16 protein-coding genes are annotated in these 19,409 nt (G+C 74.8%); 8 read left to right on the top strand and 8 right to left on the bottom strand.

What is annotated here, in order from left to right:
• Positions 1-362: 362 nt before the first annotated feature.
• A complete protein-coding gene (locus AB0O19_RS36940; RefSeq protein ID WP_363626003.1) occupies positions 363-1,451 on the bottom strand; it encodes a PP2C family protein-serine/threonine phosphatase in 1,089 nt (362 codons plus the stop codon).
• A gap of 280 nt (positions 1,452-1,731) precedes the next feature.
• Positions 1,732-2,385, bottom strand: coding sequence for a maleylpyruvate isomerase family mycothiol-dependent enzyme (locus AB0O19_RS36935; RefSeq protein WP_363626001.1), 654 nt, complete (start codon positions 2,383-2,385; stop codon positions 1,732-1,734).
• A gap of 71 nt (positions 2,386-2,456) precedes the next feature.
• On the opposite strand from AB0O19_RS36935, the gene AB0O19_RS36930 reads away from it, so the two are divergent.
• Complete coding sequence (locus AB0O19_RS36930; RefSeq protein WP_363625999.1) at positions 2,457-3,419, top strand: LysR family transcriptional regulator; 963 nt, start codon at positions 2,457-2,459, stop codon at positions 3,417-3,419.
• A gap of 33 nt (positions 3,420-3,452) precedes the next feature.
• Here the strand turns inward: AB0O19_RS36930 and AB0O19_RS36925 are convergent, their stop codons facing one another.
• Positions 3,453-4,598 (bottom strand): erythromycin esterase family protein, encoded by a 1,146-nt coding sequence (locus AB0O19_RS36925; protein WP_363625997.1) that lies wholly within the window; start codon positions 4,596-4,598, stop codon positions 3,453-3,455.
• Positions 4,599-4,688: 90 nt separating this feature from the next.
• On the opposite strand from AB0O19_RS36925, the gene AB0O19_RS36920 reads away from it, so the two are divergent.
• Complete coding sequence (locus AB0O19_RS36920) at positions 4,689-5,474, top strand: TioE family transcriptional regulator (protein WP_363626023.1); 786 nt, start codon at positions 4,689-4,691, stop codon at positions 5,472-5,474.
• Between the two features lie 33 nt (positions 5,475-5,507).
• Here AB0O19_RS36920 and AB0O19_RS36915 read toward each other — a convergent pair whose 3' ends face one another.
• Positions 5,508-6,389, bottom strand: a complete 882-nt coding sequence (locus AB0O19_RS36915; protein WP_363625995.1) for an AfsR/SARP family transcriptional regulator — start codon at positions 6,387-6,389, stop codon at positions 5,508-5,510.
• A gap of 235 nt (positions 6,390-6,624) precedes the next feature.
• The gene (locus AB0O19_RS36910) at positions 6,625-7,278 is read right to left on the bottom strand and encodes a ScbR family autoregulator-binding transcription factor (protein WP_363625993.1); all 654 of its coding nucleotides are present in this window, start codon (positions 7,276-7,278) and stop codon (positions 6,625-6,627) included.
• A gap of 461 nt (positions 7,279-7,739) precedes the next feature.
• Here AB0O19_RS36910 and AB0O19_RS36905 point away from each other — a divergent pair, with 461 nt between their 5' ends.
• From AB0O19_RS36905 to AB0O19_RS36895, 3 genes are all read left to right on the top strand, one after another.
• A complete protein-coding gene (locus AB0O19_RS36905; protein WP_363625991.1) occupies positions 7,740-8,744 on the top strand; it encodes a ScbA/BarX family gamma-butyrolactone biosynthesis protein in 1,005 nt (334 codons plus the stop codon).
• A gap of 324 nt (positions 8,745-9,068) precedes the next feature.
• Positions 9,069-9,599, top strand: a complete 531-nt coding sequence (locus tag AB0O19_RS36900; protein WP_363625989.1) for a DUF5959 family protein — start codon at positions 9,069-9,071, stop codon at positions 9,597-9,599.
• A 178-nt stretch (positions 9,600-9,777) separates the two neighbouring features.
• On the top strand, positions 9,778-10,443 hold the full coding sequence (locus tag AB0O19_RS36895; protein WP_363625987.1) for a response regulator transcription factor: 666 nt from the start codon (positions 9,778-9,780) through the stop codon (positions 10,441-10,443).
• Between the two features lie 44 nt (positions 10,444-10,487).
• Here the strand turns inward: AB0O19_RS36895 and AB0O19_RS36890 are convergent, their stop codons facing one another.
• The 3 genes from AB0O19_RS36890 to AB0O19_RS36880 form a co-directional block, all read right to left on the bottom strand.
• Positions 10,488-11,810 carry a sensor domain-containing protein gene (locus tag AB0O19_RS36890; RefSeq protein ID WP_363625985.1) on the bottom strand — a complete coding sequence of 441 codons (1,323 nt, stop codon included), beginning with the start codon at positions 11,808-11,810 and terminating at the stop codon, positions 10,488-10,490.
• Between the two features lie 150 nt (positions 11,811-11,960).
• Positions 11,961-13,349, bottom strand: coding sequence for an FtsX-like permease family protein (locus AB0O19_RS36885; protein WP_363625983.1), 1,389 nt, complete (start codon positions 13,347-13,349; stop codon positions 11,961-11,963).
• A complete protein-coding gene (locus tag AB0O19_RS36880; protein WP_363626021.1) occupies positions 13,346-14,116 on the bottom strand; it encodes an ABC transporter ATP-binding protein in 771 nt (256 codons plus the stop codon). Before AB0O19_RS36880 ends, AB0O19_RS36885 begins: the two co-directional genes overlap by 4 nt.
• 380 nt (positions 14,117-14,496) lie before the next feature.
• Here AB0O19_RS36880 and AB0O19_RS36875 point away from each other — a divergent pair, with 380 nt between their 5' ends.
• The 3 genes from AB0O19_RS36875 (at position 14,497) to AB0O19_RS36865 (ending at position 18,628) form a co-directional block, all read left to right on the top strand.
• Entirely contained in the window at positions 14,497-16,632 is a 2,136-nt protein-coding gene (locus tag AB0O19_RS36875) for a serine/threonine-protein kinase (RefSeq protein WP_363625981.1), read from the top strand.
• Between the two features lie 496 nt (positions 16,633-17,128).
• Positions 17,129-18,040 (top strand): 2-dehydropantoate 2-reductase, encoded by a 912-nt coding sequence (locus tag AB0O19_RS36870; protein ID WP_363625979.1) that lies wholly within the window; start codon positions 17,129-17,131, stop codon positions 18,038-18,040.
• 186 nt (positions 18,041-18,226) lie between these two features.
• The gene (locus AB0O19_RS36865; protein WP_363625977.1) at positions 18,227-18,628 is read left to right on the top strand and encodes a hypothetical protein; all 402 of its coding nucleotides are present in this window, start codon (positions 18,227-18,229) and stop codon (positions 18,626-18,628) included.
• Positions 18,629-19,409 lie beyond the last annotated feature (781 nt).

Raw genomic sequence — 19,409 nt, 5'->3', positions numbered from 1 at the left:
TACTGGGCAAGCATCGCGTCCGTTTCCGGACGAACCACGGGTCGGCCGGATCGCGCCACTCCCGCGACCCGCCCTTACGGACCCCATACGACCGAGCACGCTCCCGCCGGGACGTCCGCGCAGGCCGCCGACCTGGGGCGGACCACTCGCGCAGCCACCCGGCGCACCGCGGGCCCCGCACGTCCAATTCGCCGTCCGCTATGCGGGCATTCGCATTCCGGCCACCGGACGCCGTCACTCAACTTGGCTGGATCATGCGAAACACTGACTGTCCGTCATCTGATCGTGATATCAGCCGCGTCGCGGGAGGCCGTGGGAAGAAGCACCCGCGCCGCCGAACGGGCCGGGCCGGGCCCCGCCGCTCAGTCCGCCTCCCGGCAGGTCACCGCCAGCACCGCCATGTCGTCGTCCCGCGGCCCGCCCGTCCACCGCTCCACGTCCGCCACCAGCGCGTCGACGGCCTCCTGGGGGCCGTCGAACGGGCCGAGCGGGCCGAGGGCGGGCAGCGGATCGTAGAACTCCCCGGCCGCGTCCCGGGCCTCCGTCACCCCGTCGGTCACCAGCAGCAGCGTGCACCCCGGCGGGAACGGCCGGGTCTCCGGCGCCGGCCGGGCCACGCCCAGCGAGCCCATCCCGAGCGGCAGCCCCGGGTCGGCGGCGTCCAGCCGGCGCACCGCCTCCGGGCCGCCCAGCAGGTACGGTCCCGGGTGCCCGCAGTCGAGCGTGCGCACGACGTCCTCACCCGGCGGGAACTCGACCAGCAGCGCCGTGATGAACCCCTCCAGCCGCACCTCCTCGGCCAGCAGCGTGCTCTCCCGGGTCAGCGCCCGCTCCAGCCCGTCGGCCAGCGCCGCGAGGTCCGGCGCCCGGTGGGCGTCCTCCCGGAACGCGCCGAGCAGCACCGACACCGCGCCGACCGCCTGCAGCCCCTTGCCCCGCACGTCCGCGATCAGCACCCGTACGCCGTACGGGGTCGCCTGCAGCGCGTACGCGTCGCCGCCGATCAGCGCCTCGGTCTGCGCCGCCCGGTAGCAGGCGGCGACCGACAGCCGGCCCACTCGCGCGGGCGGCTCGGGCAGCACCGCCCGCTGGGCGGCCTCGGCCACCGACCGCACCTGTGCCAGCCGCTCCCCGTGCCGGGCGACGACGCGGTTGACCCAGACGCCGAGCAGCGCGGCGAAGGCCGTGTTCACCAGCTCCAGGTAGCCGTCCTGGGTGCCGATCGAGCCGTCCCGCACGGCAAGCACGAGGATGCCGGTCACATTGGCGACGCCCACCGCGAGGGTGTCCCGCAAGGTCAGCAGGGCGCCGGTCAGCACGGCGGCGGCCGCGAGGAGCGGGTCGCCCCAGTAATCGGCGGGATCCAGGGAGTTCCAGACGAGCCCGGCGACGATCAGCAACCACGGCGCGAACCGCACGTACGGCGGCCACTGCTCGGACCTCGGGGCCATCGGAGACCTTGCTTCCCGTCTCACCGCCTATCCGGAATGGGCGATTCCGATCCTAGTCACCCCTGCGCGCCCCCGCGCGCGCCCGACTGCGCCGCGGGGAGCGAACCGCGGGGGCGACCCTCGGCCACCGGGGCCGGGGCGGGACCGTGGCCGTGGCCGTGGCCGTGGCCGGGGCCGGGGCCCGGGCGAGGGCCGGGGCCGTGGGTCAGCCCGGTGATCTGCTCCGGCACCCGCACGGCGCTCCCGCCGACGGCCGGGCACGCGAGAGCGGACGCGCCCGCTACCCGTCCAGGGTGAACCGCCCCGCGCCCGGGCCGGTGAGGAGGCCGGGCGGCAGCCGGCGCCCGTAGGTGAGCAGCAGGAGGTGTTCGGCCCGGCCCTCCACCACGGCCGGGCCCTCGCCGTACGCCCAGGCGGTGTCGGCGGCCCGCAGGTGGACGCCGTCGAGTCGGGCGCCGAAGAAGCGCAGACTGCGCCGGGAGACGGTGGCGAGCAGGGCGGTGACCCGAGGCAACGGTAGGCGCGAGGGCAGGCCGAGCGCGGTGGTGATGTCGAGGCCGTGCACGACGTCGTGGGCGAGGGCGGCGATCCGGCCGCCGACCGGGGGGCGCCAGGGGTGTTCGGCGTGGTCGGCGAGAGCGGCGGCGAGTTGGCGGTCGGTGAGGGCGGCGGCGTCGCGGCGCGCCACCCGGTCGGTCATCCGGTGGAGGGAGCCGCCGGCCCGCATGAGGTCCGCGAGACTGCGGGCGGTGGAGTGGCGGAAGCCGGTGCTCATGTGGGCGGCGACCTCTCGAACGCGCCAACCTGCGCACAGCGAAGGGGAGTTCCACTGCTCCCGGGAGAAGGTGGTGAACACCTCGGCGAGTTCCCGGCGTTCGGCCGCGATCTGCTCGCGGACCCAGTCGACGGCCTGGTCGTGCTGCACGGTTCCCATGCCTCCAGCCTGCGGCCGGGACCCTCCGGACGTCCAAGACCGGGGAGTTCTTCCACCTATCATCAGAAGTTATGGAACTCCGGCAGCTCCAGTACTTCGTCACCGTGGCCCAGCAGGGCAGCTTCACCCGCGCCGCCGAGCTGCTGCACCTCACCCAGCCCGGGGTCAGCGCCCAGATCCGGCAGCTGGAGAAGGAGTTGGGCCACCGGCTGCTGGACCGCGGCGGGCGCGGCGTCCGGCTCACCCCGGTCGGCGAGGCGGTGCTCCCGCACGCGCGGGCGGCGCTCGCCTCCGCCGCGGCGGCGCGGCAGACGGCGCAGGACTTCGGCGGACTGCGGCGCGGGCACGTCCGGCTCGGGCTGGTTTCCGGGGCGGCCCTGGGTCCTGTCCCGCCGGCCGGGGCGGACGGCCTTCCCGGACTCGCCACCACGCTCGCCGCGTTCCGCCGCGACCACCCGGGCATCGACCTCTCGCTGGCCGAGGACGGTACCGCGCGGATGCTCGGCGCCCTGCGCGAGGGGCGGTTGGACCTCGCCGTGATCGGCCTGCCCACCACCGCGAGCGGACGGGACGACGACGACGGCTGGCGGACGCTGGCCGGGCTCGCCCTGCACACCGTGCTGGAAGCCCCGCTGGTCGCCGCCTTCACCGGGCACCACCCGCTGGCCGGCGGACCGGACGGCCCCCTGCCGGTCGCCGCACTGGCCGGGCACGCCCTGGTGAGCACCCCGCGCGGCACCGGCCTGCGGACGGCACTGGAGCAGGCCCTGGCCGCGGCCGGGGCACGCTCCCCGGTCGCGGTCGAGGCGGCCGCCCCGCCGCAGCTGGCCGAACTCGCCGCGCACGGGCTGGGCGTGGCCGTGCTGCCGGATCCGCCGCCCGCCGCCGGGCTGCGGATCCGGCCGCTCACCGACCCCGTCCCGCTGGTGCGGATCGCGCTGGCCTGGCCGACCGGCCGCCCCACCGCGCCGCCCACGGCCGCGCTCCTGGGCCACTTGCGGACGTCCTATCCGGGCCCGGGGGCCCGCACCTGACGCTGCCGGGGGTCCGTCCTCCGCAGGCCGCCGTCAGAGCGCGGCGGCGGCGGTCCCGTCGCCGATGTGCAGGATCGCGTCGGCCCCGTCGAGGACCGCCCGGTCGAGCGGGAAGTAGCCCTGCTCCGGCGTGGTGTCGGTGCGTGTCCGGCCACCGGCGGCCGTACCGGGCTCGACCAGTCCCCAGGTGGCGGCCCCTCGCTGGAGCGCGCCCTCGTGGGTGTCCGGCTCGGGCTCCTGGAGCCCGACGGCCTCGCTGCGGCCCAGGCTGCCGGGGACGAAGGTGTACGGCTCGTCCAGGGAGTTCAGGATCGCGCCGACGCCGCTCCAGGTCAGGTCCAGGTCCGCCAGCCGCATGGCGCTCGGCTGCCGCTGCAGGTGGAGGTTGTGGGCGAAGACCAGGGTCCCCCCTCGGCGGGCCTCGCCGCCGCGGATGTCGAGGAGGTTCTGGGCCATGAGCACGTCCCGGGTGCCGAGGAGGCCGGACAGCCGGGCGCCCGGCTCCAGGCGCTCGGCCGACTGCCGGTGGTAGCGGAGCAGGCCGAGGCCGGCGGTGAGGTGCGTCCTGGCCCTGAGCCACTCGGCGCGCGAGGTCGCCGCGACCAGTTCCGGGGCCCGCGCGTACAGCAGGGTGAGCAGGTCGTCGGCGACCGTCCGCAGCTTCTCCGCCTCGGCGGAGGCGCCGGGCGACATCTCCGGATCCAGGACCGCCTCGGGGCGGCTCCAGCGCTGGTCCTCGCCGATCAGGCCGGCGAGGTCGAGGTCGAGCCCGAGGTAGTCGCGGGCGTGTTCGAGGTAGCGCCGCGGGCTGGGTGCGCTGGTGTTCTCCGTCTGCGCGTCGAAGCCGTGGAAGGCCAGACGGTCCGCCGGCGGCCGGCTCCGGTTGTAGTCGCGCATCCAGGCGACCAGCCGCCGGTTGCCGTCCAGCTCTCCGAAGCCGTGGGAGAAGCCCTCGCCCATCACCGAGTCGAGGGTGCCCACCCCCTCCTGGACGAAGTCGTTCACGGTGAGCGCGGCCACCCGGTCGGTTTCGAGGGCGATCGACCGGAATCCCCGGTCGACCAGTCGGGCGAACAGCTCGTTGCGGATCCGCGCGAAGGCCGGTTCCCGGTGGGTGGGTTCACCGAGCGCCAGCAGTCCGCATGGCGAAGGGACGAGGTCTCGCAAGTCCTGACTCATGACCCTCAAGCGTATCCTTGAAAGAACGGTTGAGACTTTTCCCGCCCCGACCGCCCGATCCTCCGCTGAAGTCTCAAACCGGTGACCACCATGCGCCCCTCCGACCTCGCCCGCGGGCACGGCCTCTCGACCCAGGCCGTGCGCAACTACGAGCGGGACGGCTTCCTCCCGCCCGCCGGACGCACCGCCAGCGGCTACCGCATCTACACCGAGGTGCACGCGGCCGCGCTCGACGCCTACCGCTCCCTGGTCGCGGCGTACGGCCACGCGGCCGGCGGCCGGATCATGACCGCACTCCACCGGGGCGGGCTCGACGACGCCCTGACGGCCATCGACCGCGGCCACGGCCAACTGCTCCGCGACCGGGACACCCTGGACGCGGTGCGGGAGGCCGTGCACCACCTGACGGCGCGACCCGACGCGGCGCGGGATCTCTCGGCGGACCTTGCAGCGGACCTTGAGACGGATCTTGAGGCGGGCCCATCGGCGGAGCCCGCGGTGGACGGCGCCGTCCTGAGCATCGGCGAACTCGCCCACCGGCTCGGCGTCACCCCGGCGACCGTGCGCAACTGGGAGGGCGCGGGCATCCTCACCCCCGCCCGGGACCAGGCCACCGGGCACCGCGTCTTCCGCGCCGACGACATCCGCGACGCCGAACTCGCCCACCTGCTCCGGCGCGGCGGCTACCCGCTGGACCACATCGCCACCGTGGTCCGACAGGTGCGGACGGCCGGCGGCACGGCCTCCCTGGCCGACGCCCTCGACGGCTGGCAGCGCAGGCTCACCGCCCAGGGCCTGGCCATGCTCGACGCGGCCGCCCGACTCGGCCACTACCTGGGCCTGACCGGCCACCCTCGGCCGGACCTGGGGTCTTAGTCGGCGATCCGGCGGGGCGTCTCCGTGGAGGGCTCAGCCGACGCGGGTGAGCCGGGTGGTGCGAGGCGGAGTCTGGTCGGCGGGGGCGGCGGGGCCGGCGGAGGCGGCTGGGCCGGCGGCACGGTCGGGCTCGGGGCGATCGGGGTTGGCGAGCAGGATGGAGCGCTGGAGCCGTCGCAGTCCGGCCGAGGGTTCCATGCCCAACTCCCGTACCAGGGTGTTGCGCAGGCGCTGGTAGGCCTCCAGGGCCTCGCCCCGTCGGCCGGAGCGGTGCAGGGCGATCATGTACTGGCCGTGCAGGCTCTCGTGGGTGCGGTAGCGGTCGACCAGGACGGTGAGTTCGGCGAGCAGGACGCGGTGGCGGCCCAGCCGCAGGTCGGCCTCGATCCGCTGGTCCAGCGCGCAGAGCCGGGTCTCCTCCAACCGCTTGGCCTCGACGGCGAGTTGACCGCCGAGCGGGACGTCGGCGAACGCCGGACCGCGCCACAGGCCGAGCGCCTCGCCCAACTGGCGGGCGGCGAGCGGGAAGTCGCCGCCGTCCATGGCCCGGTAGCCGAGGCCCGCGAGGCGGTCGAACTCCTGGAGGTCGACCAGTCCGCCGCCGCTGTCGAGCCGGTAGCCGCCGGGCGAGGTCACCAGGACGTCCTTGGCTCCGCACGCTCCTCCGGCGTCATCGCGGCGGGCGAGCGCCCGGTCGATGAGGTCGCGCAGTTGGAGGACGTAGGTCTGGACGGTGGTGCGCGCGCTGCGTGGCGGTTGGCCGGACCACAGTTCCTCCGCGAGGACGCCCGCCGAGATGACCTGGTCGGCGCGCAGGGCCAGCAGGGCGAGCACTTGCCGTGGTTTCGGCGCCGAGGGCACCACCGACACCCCGCACACCTGGACCCCCAAGGCCCCCAACACCCGGATCTCCATGACGTCCACCCCAATCCAGACGGATCGGCGACCCCGACGGCCACCGGCCGGCCGGCGCTGCGGCTACCGCACAGCCGAGCACCAGGTGCTCATCCAAAAACAGGACGGACGGTTTGTCAATACAAAACCGAACGAGCTGTTTGTTTTTGAACGGACCATCGAACTCCGGACCGCGGCGACCGACCGGACCGACCGCCGCCGCAAGTGCCGCCGCGCCAGCCCCGGGCGCAAGCCGTCAGGCGCCACCAGCACGGGCCGCCGCCAGCTCGGCCACCACCCGCCCACCCCGGTCCGAGCCCAGATCCAGCGTGGCCAGCACCCCGGGGACCGCGATGCTCGGCATCACGTGCCGGTACAGCACGGCCACCCGGCGCTCCAGATCCGCCCGGCCGGACATCTTCTGGGACTGGATCTGCACGCCCGTCCAGGCGCCCGTCATCAGCCACGCCGTCTCGGCCGGCAGCACGTGCGGCAGCAGCTCACCCCGCTCACCGGCCGCCGTCAGCACCGCCTCCAGCCGGGCGATCCACCCGGGCGTGGCACCGCCACTGAGGTCGCCGAACACGTCCTGGCCGAGCGAGAGCCGCGCGCCCGCGCTCAACAGCGGGTCACCCGGCATGAGATGGGCGATGACCATCCCCAGGTCGACGAACTCCTGGAGCTTGCAATGCCGTTCGGGGATCTCGTCCCGACCGAACTGCTCCTCCACGACGCCCTGCGCGAGCTCCCGCTTCGACGCGAAGTGGAAGTACACCGCACCCCGGGTCACGCCCGCACGGGCGACCACCTCACCGATCGTCGCCCCCTCGTACCCGTGCTCGTCGAAGACCGAGGCCGCCGCCTCCAGGATCAGCCGACGCGTCCGGATCGCCCGCTCCTGCCGCACCACCGCAACCACCCCGCCCGAAACCCTCGGCAAACAAAACCAAACACCCTGTATCTTACCCGCCGGTCAACCGGCGATCCCTCGCCCCCAGGCCGCATGCACCCGCCTTCGAGTGAAGGAAAACCGCGTGGACGGTACAGGGCGGGAAAGCGACCGCCGCCCCTCCTCCGGCCGACAGAGCCGGAATCCGGCTCCCCACTTCCGGCCGCATCCCACCGAAAACAGCCCGCCGTGATAATGCACCTGTCACCCCACTCTTGGGGATTCCTTTGCAGGCCAGGCGGCATCCGCCCCAGGTTCGGGCCACCCGGACGGCCATCGCGCGACACCTGGAGCGACCACCCGACCACGCTCGACCGCCAACGAACCTTCGTTCGGGCTCCTTGAAAACCAAACCGGAAGGTACGTATCTTACGAGCCCTGAGCAGCCCACCCCGCCCGCCACGGCCTTCCGGAGCGCTCCCATGACCCTGCTTGCCTACCGCGCCCCCGCCATCTCCCGCGCCGCCGGCGCGGACCACGGCACCACCCCCGGCCGCACCGCCGGACCGGCCGTGCCGACCGGACCGGCACCGCGCCTGACCAGCACCGTTGCCAAGGAGTACGTCCACCGGGCCTGTCACGCCGAGGTCTTCCTCACCGGCAGCGAGCAGCTGAACGAGACGACCTTCGCCGTCACCGCGCAGTGGCCGCGCGCCCACACCTTCTTCACCACCCCCGACGGAACCCGGCACGACCCGATCCAGGCCGCTGAAACGATCCGCCAAGCCGGGCTCTACCTCGCGCACACCCGGTTCGGCGTCCCGCTCGACCACAAGTTCATGATGTGGAACCTCGACTACACCACCCGCCCCCGCCAACTGCTCATCGGCGCGACGCCCACCGACCTCACCATCGAGGCCAGACTCGTCCCACAGCCGCGCCGGACCGGCACCACCATCGACTTCACCCTCAGCACCGTCATCCGACGCGGCGCCCACCTCGCCGCCACCGGACACGCCCGGTTCACCACCGTGCCGGACTCCACCTACCGGCGGCTGCGCGGGGCACTCCGCGAGGCCGGCCCGGCGCCCGCCGTCTCCGGCGAGCCGCTGGCCCCGGGCCGAGTGGGCCGGATCCGCCCCTGCGACGTCGTCCTGACCCCGGCCGACGCACCCGGGACCTGGCACCTCACCCCCGACCTCTGGCACCCGATCCTCTTCGACCACGCCAACGACCACATTCCCGGCATGGTCCTGCTGGAGGCCGCCCGCCAGGCCACCAACGCGCTCGTCTCACCGGCCACCGTCATCCCCGCCTCCGCGGCGACCACCTACCACCGGTACGCCGAGCACGACGCCGCCACCACGATCACCGCCCGGCACACCCCCGGTGACGACCCGGACGCCCTCACCACCACCGTCACCGGCCACCAGAACGGCGAGCCGATCTTCACCACCGTCCTGACCGGCCACGCCGACCAGCGGTGACCGGCGCCGCCGGACACTGACGGGCACTGACGGGCACTGACGGGCGCCGACGGACTCCCGTCGACCCGCGCCGGCCCCGACCAGTCCCGACCAGTCCCGACCAGTCCCGGCCGGTCCCGGCCGGTCCCGGCCGGTCCCGACCAGGCCGACCAGCCCTGAGCAGCTCTGACCGCCAGCCGGCCACCGCCCCACCCGGCCCGTCCGACCTCCGCGGTCGGGCGGGCCGTCGGCGCGCCGGAGACGAACCCCTCCCACGGACTGGCACCGGACGAACACCTGCGCGAGGATGTCAGCCCTTGGATTCGCAGTGACCGGGAGTACCCAGTGCGTGAAGTCGCTTCGCACCAGAACGAGTTGATCAGACTGACGGACCGCCCCGGCACCGACGACGCCACCGGGCACGAGGGGCGCACCGGCGGGCGGAGCGTACGGGTGCGGGTGCTGGGGCGGCACGCACCGGGCTCCCTGCTCGGCCACGACTGGCTGGACTGCGAGATCACCGTCACCGCCGACTCGGCCCGCGGGCAGTTCGTCACGCTGGTGACGGAACGTCAACTCCACCAGTGGGAAGCCGCCCTGGAACGGCTGGCGCGGCGCGAGGCGGTGCGCTGGCTGGACGAGGAGCACGGCCCGGAGCTGCGGATCGAGCCGGGGCGACCCGGCGGTCTCCGGGTGACCGTCTCCGACGCCGAGGACTCCGGCGTCACCCTCCGGGTCGTCCTGTCCCCCGCCCCCGGCTGGCTGGACGAGCAGCGCGCCCTGCTCAAACTCGTCCGGGACGCCTACCCGTTCGAGGTGGTCGAGGTCGCCCCCGGCGTCCATGCCTGGCGCGGACAGCAGGGGGGCGAACACTGACGTACCGTCAATACTGTTCTGACAAAGGGACCGACGCCCCGCGCAGCGAGCCGCCGGGCAGGGCGAGGAGGAGCCGCACGGCACGGTCGGCGAGTTGGACGGCGGAGCCGGCCGACAGCCGGCCCCGGGCGGCCGGGCGCCGACCGGCGGCGGACCGGCCACCGCCGATAATGGCGACATGATCGAGAAGCAGCTCCGCGTCGTCCTCGCCGAGGACTCGGTGATCCTCCGGGACGGCATGGTCGAACTCCTCACCGCGCGCGGGTGCGCCGTGGTCGCCACCGCCGGGACGGCCCCCGAACTGATCGCCGCCGTCGACGAGCACCGGCCCGATGTGGCCGTGGTCGACATCCGGATGCCGCCCAGCCACACCGACGAGGGCATCCGCGCCGCCGTCGAGCTCCGCTCCACCTCGCCCGGGGTCGGCATCCTGGTCTTCTCCCAGCACGCCGAGCCCGCCTGGGCGGCCCGGCTGCTCGCAGGTGGCGCCGCCGGCGTCGGCTATCTGCTCAAGGAACGCGTCGCCCGCACCTCGGAGTTCGTGGACGCGCTGCACCGGGTGGCGGCCGGCGGCACGGCGCTCGACCCGGAGATCGTCAACGGCCTGATGCACGGCGGGCGGCGAAACCGTGTCGACGCGCTCACCCCGCGCGAACGGGAGGTACTGGAGCTGATGGCGCAGGGCCACTCCAACCGTTCGATCGCCGGGCTGCTCGTGGTCTCGGAGCGGGCGGTGGAGAAGCACGTCGCCGCCGTCTTCGCCAAGTTCGACCTGCCGGCGGCCGAAGCCGACAACCGGCGCGTCAAAGCCGTCCTCACCTACCTCGCCGAGACCGGCGGCTGAGCCGGGAGCAGCGGTTTCGTGGACGGCCGCGCCGCGGCCACCCGTCACAGGCGGCTCGGCAGTTCGGCGGTGACCGTCGTCGGCCCGCCCGGCGGGCTGTCCACCCGCAGCACCCCGTCCACCGCCGCGAGCCGTTCGGCCAGGCCCGCCAGGCCCGAGCCCGAACCCGAGCCGGAGCCCCCGCCCGGGGCGGCGCCCCCGCGGCCGTCGTCGCGCACCGTCAGCCGCACCCGCCCGTCGGCGGCGCTCGCCGCGAGCTCCGCCGCCGCCGCGCCGCTGTGCTTGGCGACGTTGGTCAGCAACTCGGCCGCGCAGAAGTAGACGGCCTGCTCGATCGCCGCGTCCGGCCGCTCCCTCAGGTCCAGCCGTACCGTGACCGGCACCGGCGCGGTGGCGGTGAGCCCGGGCAGCGCCTGGGCGAGGCCGCCGTCCAGCGCCACCGGGTGGATGCCCCGGGTGAGCCGGCGCAGCTCCGCGATGGTGTCGTCGGTCTGCCGACGGGCCCGGTCGACCAGGGTGCGCAGGCGCTCGGCGTCCGGAGCACCGGGCGGCCCGGGCGGGCCGGGCAGCCCGGGCTGGGCGTCGCCAACGGCCTCACCAACGGCCTCGCCAACGGCCTCACCGGTGACCGCACCGAGGGCGTCGTCGGCCAACGAGAGGGTGATGGCGAGCGCGACCAGTTGCGCCTGCGTCCCGTCGTGCAGATCGCGTTCGAGGCGGCGCAACCGGTCGGTGTTCTCGGCGAGCAGGGTGGCCCGGGCGGTCTCCAGCTCGCGCACCCGCTCCTGCGACCGCACCGGGCCGAGCAGCAGCCGGGCGAGGCCCCGATTGGCCGCGCTCACCGCCCGCAGCGCCGCCGGCACCGCCGCCAGTACGGCGAGCCCGGCCGGGGCCCCGGCCACGTCCAGCCAGCCGACCGGTCTGCGCCCCGGCTCCAGCAGCCGCACCCACAGCGGGAAGCCCACCAACCAGACGCAGCTGAGCGGCAGTCCGACCGCGACCAGGAAGCCGAGCACCCCCAGTGGCAGCCGCAGCAGCAGGTAGAGCAGCGCCCGCCAGGCCACCGGGTCGGTCAGCACCGCCCGGCCCCGGGCGATCGCCCCGGACGGGAGGGGCAGCGCGCCCGGGGCCGGCACCCGCTCGCCGAGCAGCCGCCCGACCAGTCGCCGGTGCAGCCCGCCCAGCCCGCGCGCCCCGGCCAGGGCGGCCACCACGAACGGCAGCCCGAGCACGGTGAGCGAGAGCAACGCCCCGGCATAGAGCACGGCCACGGCGTAGACCCCGCCGAGCACGCCGATCGGCAACCCGAGCAGCGCGAAGGCCAACTCGCCACCGCACACCGACAGATACCGCCGACGCTCAGCCACCGTCCACCTCACCACTCCCACTCACCACGCTCACCGCACTCACCACTCGCCACTCACCGCTTCGACGACACACCCAGGCGGCTTCGACCCGGCCCCACCACACCTGGCGAAGGGCCCGGTCACCCCTCACTCACCCCTGCTCACCGCCGCTCACCCCTGCTCACCGCCGACCGCCTCGACCGCGCTCCCCCGGATCGCCCGCAGGCCGGCGCCCAGGATTCCCGGTACCGTCAGCGCCGCCGCGCCCGCCACCACCCAGCCGCACGCGGCGCCGGGCACCACCGGCAGCACCGCCCCCGTCACCGCCCGGGCGAACGCCCCCGTGGCGACGGCCGCCACCGCCGCACCCAGCAGCACGCCGACCGCCGTGGTGAGGGCCGCTTCGACGGACAGCATCCGCAACAGTTGCCGCCTGGTCGCGCCGACCAGGCGCAGTAGCGCGAACTCGCGCCACCGGTCGGCCGTCAGGGCGACCAGCGTGTTGACGGTGGAGACGGCCGCGAAGCAGACCAGCATCCCCAGTTCCGCCTCGCGGAGCCAGACGTCCGTCGCCTTGGTGACGCTGGTCGCGGCGCCGGTCGTACGGACCACGTGCTCGGCGGTGCTCGTCATGATCAACATGGTGCCCGACAGCCCGACCAGGAGCGCGACCGGCACCACGGCCGAGGAGAGCCGGGCCGCGTAGCCGCGCAGGTTGGCGTCGGCGAGCCAGCCCGCCCCGGGGGCCAGCACCCGTACCGGCGCGCCGAGCACGGCGGCCACGGCCCGTGCGGCGAGCGGCCCGAGCAGGGCGAGGGCGACCAGCAGCACCAGCGAGCCGAGCATCGCCGCCTGCCCCGCCTTGTCCAGTTCACCGGCCCCTCTGGTGGCGGCGAGCCGCAGCAGCAGCACCCCGCCCGCCAGGACGGCCAGCCCGGCCAGCACCCGTAGCACGCCCGTGCGCCGCTGGCCCGAGGTGTCGGCGGTCAGCGCGGCGGCCGGGGTGAGCCGGGTGATCCGTCGGGCGGCGAGGGCGGTGGCGGCCAGGCCGACCAGCAGCGCCACCGCCAGTGCGACCAGCATCGGCACCGGCGTCCCGGGAATCCGCAAGCCGGGCGCGGCCAGCCCGCGCCGTTGGAGCGCGGCGAGGAAGCCCCGGGCGGCGAGGGTGCCCGCCGCGCCGCCGGGCACGGCTGTCAGCAGGACGGTCGCCGCGACCTGGGCCCGCACCAGCCGACGCACCTGACGGGGTGTCGCGGCGACCGTCCGCAGCAGGGCGAGGTCGCGGTGCTGCTGGCGGAGGGTGAAGCCGAGCGCGTTGACCACGACGAACAGCGCGACCAGGACAGCGATCTCACCGAACGCCCCCGCGATCAGCAGCAGGCCCGGCCCGGCCACCGCCCGGCGGGCCACCGCGGCGGAGGCCGTGGCCTGGGCGGCGACCAGCGAGCCGAACAGCGTCACCGTCCCCACCGCCAGGAACAGCGCCACCGCCAGCCCGGCGAAGGCGGCCGGTCGGCGCCGGATCTGACCGGCCGCCAGGGAGAGGACGGGGCTCATCGCGCTCCCCCGCCCAGCCGGCTCAACCGCTCGCCGACCTGTGCGGCGGTCGGCCGGTCGAGCTCGTCCACCAGCAGCCCGTCGGCCAGCAGCAGCACCCGGTCCGCGTAGCCGGCGGCCACCGGGTCGTGGGTGACCATCACACACGTCCGCCCGTCCGCGTCCACACCGGACCGCAGCAGGTCGAGGACGTCGTGCCCGGTCGCCCGGTCGAGCGCACCGGTCGGCTCGTCCGCGAACAGCACGGCCGGCCGCGCGACCAGCGCCCGGGCGATCGCCACCCGCTGCTGCTGGCCGCCGGACAGCTGCCCGGGCCGGTGCCGCTCCCGCCCTGACAGGCCGACCCTGGCGAGCGCCTCCCGCACCTGCGCCCCGTCCGGCCGCGCCCCCGCGAGCCGCCCGGGAAGCTCGACGTTCTGCGCGACGGTCATCGCGGGCATCAGGTTGAACGCCTGGAACACGAACCCCACCCTGGTGCGGCGCAGCTGCGCGAGCCTCTGTTCGGGCAGCCGGGACACCTCCGTCCCGCCCCAGCGGACGGTGCCCCGGGTGGGGCGGTCCATCCCGGCGAGGCAGTGCAGCAGCGTCGTCTTGCCGGAACCCGAGGGCCCCATCACCGCCGTGAACGTCCCCGGCGCGAAGGCCACGGACACCCCCCGCAACGCCCGGACGGCGGCCGTGCCCCGCCCGTACTCCCGGTGCAGCCCGTCCCCGGTCAGGACCGCGCCCGCCGCCTCGCCGCTCGCCGCCGCGGCGGCTGTCGTCATCCCGTTCATGCCCTCCATCCTGGGCATGAACGGCCGCACGATCGATTGGGCTGGCCCCCCAATTCGGGGTTCGGAAAACCGAACCCCGCAGGTGGTCCTACCTCCGGACCCAGGACGCGTACGTCGGGTCGAGGCCATCGCGGTCCGGTCCCATCCCGGCACCGTCGCGGTCCGGTCCCATCCCGGCACCGTCGCGGTCCGGTCCCATCCCGGCACCGTCGCGGTCCGGTCCCATCCCGGCGCCGTCGCGGTCCCGTCCCACCCCGGCACCGTCGCGGTCGACCGACCCGAGCCACCGTCACGGCGCCCGACGGTGCGGTACTAGGCTGGCTCCCGTTTGACCGGGGGACGGGGGACGGGTGTCTGAGGACGGGGGTCACGTGACCTTGCTGGAGAACGATCCGCGCGAGATCGGCGGGTACCGGCTGGAGGGCCGGATCGGCGCGGGCGGGATGGGCGTCGTGTACCGCGCGCGGTCGCTGTCCGGGCGGCAGGTGGCACTCAAGGTGATCCGCCCCGAGCTCGCCGGGGACGAAGAGTTCCGCGCCCGGTTCCGACACGAGGTCGAGGCCGCCCGCCGGGTGAGCGGGGCGTTCACCGCACCCGTCGTCGACGCGGACCCCGACGCCCCGTCGCCCTGGCTGGCCACCCTGTACGTCCCGGGCCCTTCGCTGGCCGAACGGGTCGCCCGGCAGGGCCCGTTGAGCCCGCCGGAGGTACGGCGGCTGGCGACGGGCCTCGCGGAGGCGCTGCGGGACATCCATCGTGCCGGGCTGGTGCACCGGGACCTCAAGCCCGGCAACGTCCTGCTCGCCGAGGACGGCCCCCGCGTGATCGACTTCGGCATCGCCCGCGCCCTGGACGGCACCCAGCTCACCAGCACCGGCGTCGCCGTCGGCACACCGCCGTTCATGGCGCCGGAGCAGTTCCGGCGCGGCGACACCAGCCCGGCCACCGACGTGTTCGCGCTCGGTTCGGTGCTGGCCTTCGCGGGCACCGGGCGCGGTCCGTTCGGCGCGGACTCCTCGCACGCGGTGGGCTTCCGGGTCGTCTACGAGGAGCCGGACCTCGCCGGGCTGGCGGCGGAACTGCTCCCCATGGTCACGGCCTGCCTCGCCAAGGAGCCGACCCGACGGCCCACCCTGGAGACGTTGCTGACGTGGTCCGTCGCGGGCGTGGAGCCTCCCCCGGCCGCGCCCGACACCCTGCCCGCGACCGTGTGGGAGCGGCCCGCCGTGCCGCCCGTTCCGACCGAGCCGGACGTCCGCTCGGCACCCCTCGCACCCGCCCTCCCCCCGCCCGCCGGGCCCGCCGTCGTACCGGCGCCGACCGACCCCGCCGTCCCCCGGCCACGCCGCCGGACGGCCGCGCTCGTCGTCGCGGTCGCCGTCGCGCTGGCCGCGGCCGGCGGCGCGGCCGTCCTGCTGCGGCAGCAGGAGAAGGACAGCGGCGGTGCCGGTGCCCTGCCCCCGGCCGTCTCGGCGCCGTCCGCTCCCGGTCAGTCAGGCCGGTCCGGCCCGCCCGACTGCCCCTCGGCCCGCGCCGTCGTGGGCGGAGACGGGCCGTTGAAGACCGTCATGAGCCGTTGGGCGGCCGACTACCACCAGGCGTGCCCCACCGCGAACGTGGCCACCGCCGACCTGGGCGGCACCGCCGACCAGCAGTTCGTCGCCGGCCAGGTCGACGCCGTCACCCTCGACGACGCGCCCCTGGGCGACGAGGCCACCGGCCTCGGCAAGCGGTGCACGGCCGCCCGGCCCGCCCAACTCCCGCTCGCCGCCCTGCCGATCGCGGTCGTCTACAACGTCCCCGGGCTCGACTCGCTGGTACTGGACGCCCCGACGGTGGCCCGGATCTTCAACGGCCAGATCACCAACTGGCGGGATCCCGCGATCGCGACGCTCAACCCCGGCCGGGTGCTGCCCGACTCGGCCATCACCGCGGTCCACCTGTCGGCCGAATCGCCGATCACGCTCGGCTTCACCCGCTACCTCGCCAAGGCCGCGTCCGCCGCCTGGCCGTACCCGACGGCCGCCCGCTCCTGGCCCGCCCAGGCGACGGGCGGTCTGGCGGTCGGCGATCTCGGCGCCGTCCGCCAGACGGTGACCGGCAAGTCCGGCGCGATCGCCTTCCTCCCGCTCAAGGACGCCGACGGGCTGCGGGCCGCGAGACTGTCCGCCGGCTCCGGCCCGGTGGCCGCCACCACCGAGGCCACCACCGCCGCCCTGGTCGGCGCCAAGGTCACCGGCACGGGCGCCGGCCTGACGGTCGACGTCGACTACGCGAACCCCGGCTCCGGCGCGTACCCGCTCGTCCAGGTCGGCTACGCGGTGTTCTGTGACACCAACGCACCGGACAACCGCGGCAACCGCCCGACCCAGGCACTGGCCGGTCTGCTCTCCCACGCGGTGAGCGCCGCCGGCCAGCCGGCCGCGACGCAGTCGGGCTACGCCGCACTGCCGCCCGCCCTCGCCCGTCAGGTCACCGACGCGCTGAACGGTCTGACGGCCGGCTGACCGGCACGGTGGGTTCTGGGCCCGCCGGCCCCTCCCGCCCGACGAGTCGGTGCCGCCGCTCACCGACCGCGACGCCCGACGGCAGGACGCGGCTCGGGCCACCGCCTCGGTACGCCCGCGAGCTGAGCCTCACCCGCCCCCGGGCCCCGCGCCACCCATCCGACGAGGGATCATGAACGGGTGACCATCGACCTGCTGCCCGGCCACGGCGTCCGCCTGCCCGCGCCGCTGCCCGGACTGCGCTTCGGCCTCCACTGCGTCGACGTCTTCGGCCGGCCCACGAGGTGGTCGAGGCGCTGCGCGCCGGGGGCCTGCCCGTCCCCGATCCCGCCCACGGCAACGTCCGGTACGACACGCTGCACCTCAGCCGAAACACCCCCGTGCGCTGGACCCCGGCCGGCGGGCGGAAGCCGCGCCACGAACCGCCGTTCACCTTCGGCCTCGTCTCCCTCTCCTCCCCGGAATCCCACCCCTCACCCCCTCACCAGGAGTCGACATGACCACCACCTCCGCGACCACCCCCTTGACCACACCCTTGACCATCGCCGTCCTCGGGCCGGGCGGCGTCGGCGGCCTGATCGGCGGACTGCTCGCGCGCGCCGGGCACCGGGTGATCTGCCTGGCCGGCGAGGAGACCACCGCCGTCCTCAACCGGGACGGACTGCACGTCCACAGCGGGCAGTTCGGCGAGTTCACCGCCCGGGTCGAAGCCGCCACCGAACTGCGCGAGCCGGTCGACGCCGCGTTCGTGACCGTCAAGGAGACGGCGCTGGCCGACGCTCTCGACCGGATGCCGCCGCAGGCCCTCGGCTCCGCCGTCGTGGTGCCGCTGCTCAACGGACTCGACCACGTCGCGGCGCTGCGCGAGCGCTACCCGGCCGGGCAGGTCGCGGCCGGCACGATCCGGGTCGAGGCCACTCGGACCGCGCCCGGGCGGATCGAGCACACCAGCCCCTTCGCCGTGCTCGAACTGGCCGGACCGGCAGCGGACTTGGCCGAGCAGCTGCGGCGCACCGGCCTCGATGTCACGCTTCGCGAGGACGAGACCGCGATGCTCTGGAGCAAGCTCTCCTTCCTCGCCCCGTTCGCGCTGCTCACCACCCGCCACCGCAGCGAGGTCGGCGTCGTGCGCACCGAGCACCGGCCCGAACTGCTCACCGTCCTCGACGAGATCGCGGCCGTCTCCGGCGCGGCGGGCGCCCCGGCGGACGCACAGGCACTGCTCGCCGCCTTCGACCGGGTGCCCGGGTCGATGAAGTCCTCGATGCAGCGCGACGTGGAGGCAGGCCGTCCGATCGAACTCGACGCCATCGGCGGCGCCGTCCTGCGGGCCGCCGCCGCACACGGGGTCGACACCCCGGCCCTCGCCGGACTGGTGCGCGACCTCTCCGGACCGGCCAACCGGTAGCAGTCCCGGCCGACTTCACGTCATGGGCAGCGCCCCTGACGTGAAGTCGGCGAAGTCGAGTCCGGAATCTGATGTTCCATCAACTCCCTTTCCTGGCCGACAGTAAAGGTTCACCCATGATTCACCCGATCGGGCGGAACCACGAGCGGGCGATCAGGCGTTGTTGCCGGCGGGAGGGATACAGACATGACAAGGAAACCGTACCGACTGGCCGCCGCCGCACTCGCGCTGCTCGCCACCGCTCCACTGCTCAGCGCGTGCAAGGACGTCGACCAGGCACTCGACTGCGGCAAACAGGCCGTCAGCATCACCGGCGACATCCAGGACCTCGCCTCATCGGCCATCAACGTCGGCCAACTCACCGACCAGGATCGCCGCAAACACACCGCCGACGCCCTGAAGAAGGTCGGCGACGACATCAAGAAGCTCCGCGACCACAACAGCGGGGACAAGCTCGACAAGGCCACCGACAAGCTGAACAAGGCCGTCTCCAGCGCCCAGGACAACGTCTCCAAGGGCAAGATGCCCGACATCGGAGCGATCACCGACGCCGCCGGCGACGTGACCAGCGCCTGCGCCGGGTCCTGAGCCACCGACCGCACCGCCCGCCCCCGGCCCCGCACCCGCGGGGCCGGGGGCAACCCGGGACCCGCCCCGGCCTGTCGCCACCGACCGGGCCCCGCCAGGCGGTAGGAATGGCACCGGGACCGAACCGCACCACGGAGGCACCGGTGAACCACCCGATCCTCGACCAGATCCGCGACCTGCGCGCCGAGTTGGCGCCCGGCGACGCCGCCCCGGCACTCGTCACGTAGCTCGCCGACGACACGGCGCCCCGCCCGGCCCTGGCCGAACTCGCCGCCCAGCAGCACCGGATCATCGCCTCCGACCGGCGCAGCCTGCTGCTGCTCGCCACCCGCAGCGCCGACCTTCCGGTGAGCGCCTGGTTCGCCGCCCTCGCCGGGGCGAGAGCGCCGCGCTGCGCACCCTGCCCGGCCTCGCCGCCGCCTGCGGCCTCGGCCCGGACGAACTCGCCACCCGGCCACCACTGGCCGGCTGCCAGGCCTACCTCGCCTGGCTCGCACTGAACGGCGAGCCCGCCGCCGCGGCCGCCGCGCTGGTCGCCAACTTCACGGCCTGGACTAAGTATACGGACGTAGACCTAACCCCTGGCCTGCCGAAACACGTACAGCTCACCAGCTACGCGCTCGTCGCGTGAGCTTGGAGGCTCCGGTTTGAGCGGGGCGCCCAATCAGGGCATCGTCTTCCGCCCTGGCATGCTGATAGGCATCCACGGCCAGGGTGCGGGGCGCAGACCGGTTGCTTCCTCAAGCGGCCGGACGCGGTACCCGGCCTTGATCATCTGGGC

The organism is Kitasatospora sp. NPDC091276 (assembly GCF_040684355.1).
Lineage (GTDB): Bacteria > Actinomycetota > Actinomycetes > Streptomycetales > Streptomycetaceae > Kitasatospora.
Note: the sequence above shows the minus strand (reverse complement) of the source record. Positions and strands in the feature narration are given on the sequence as shown.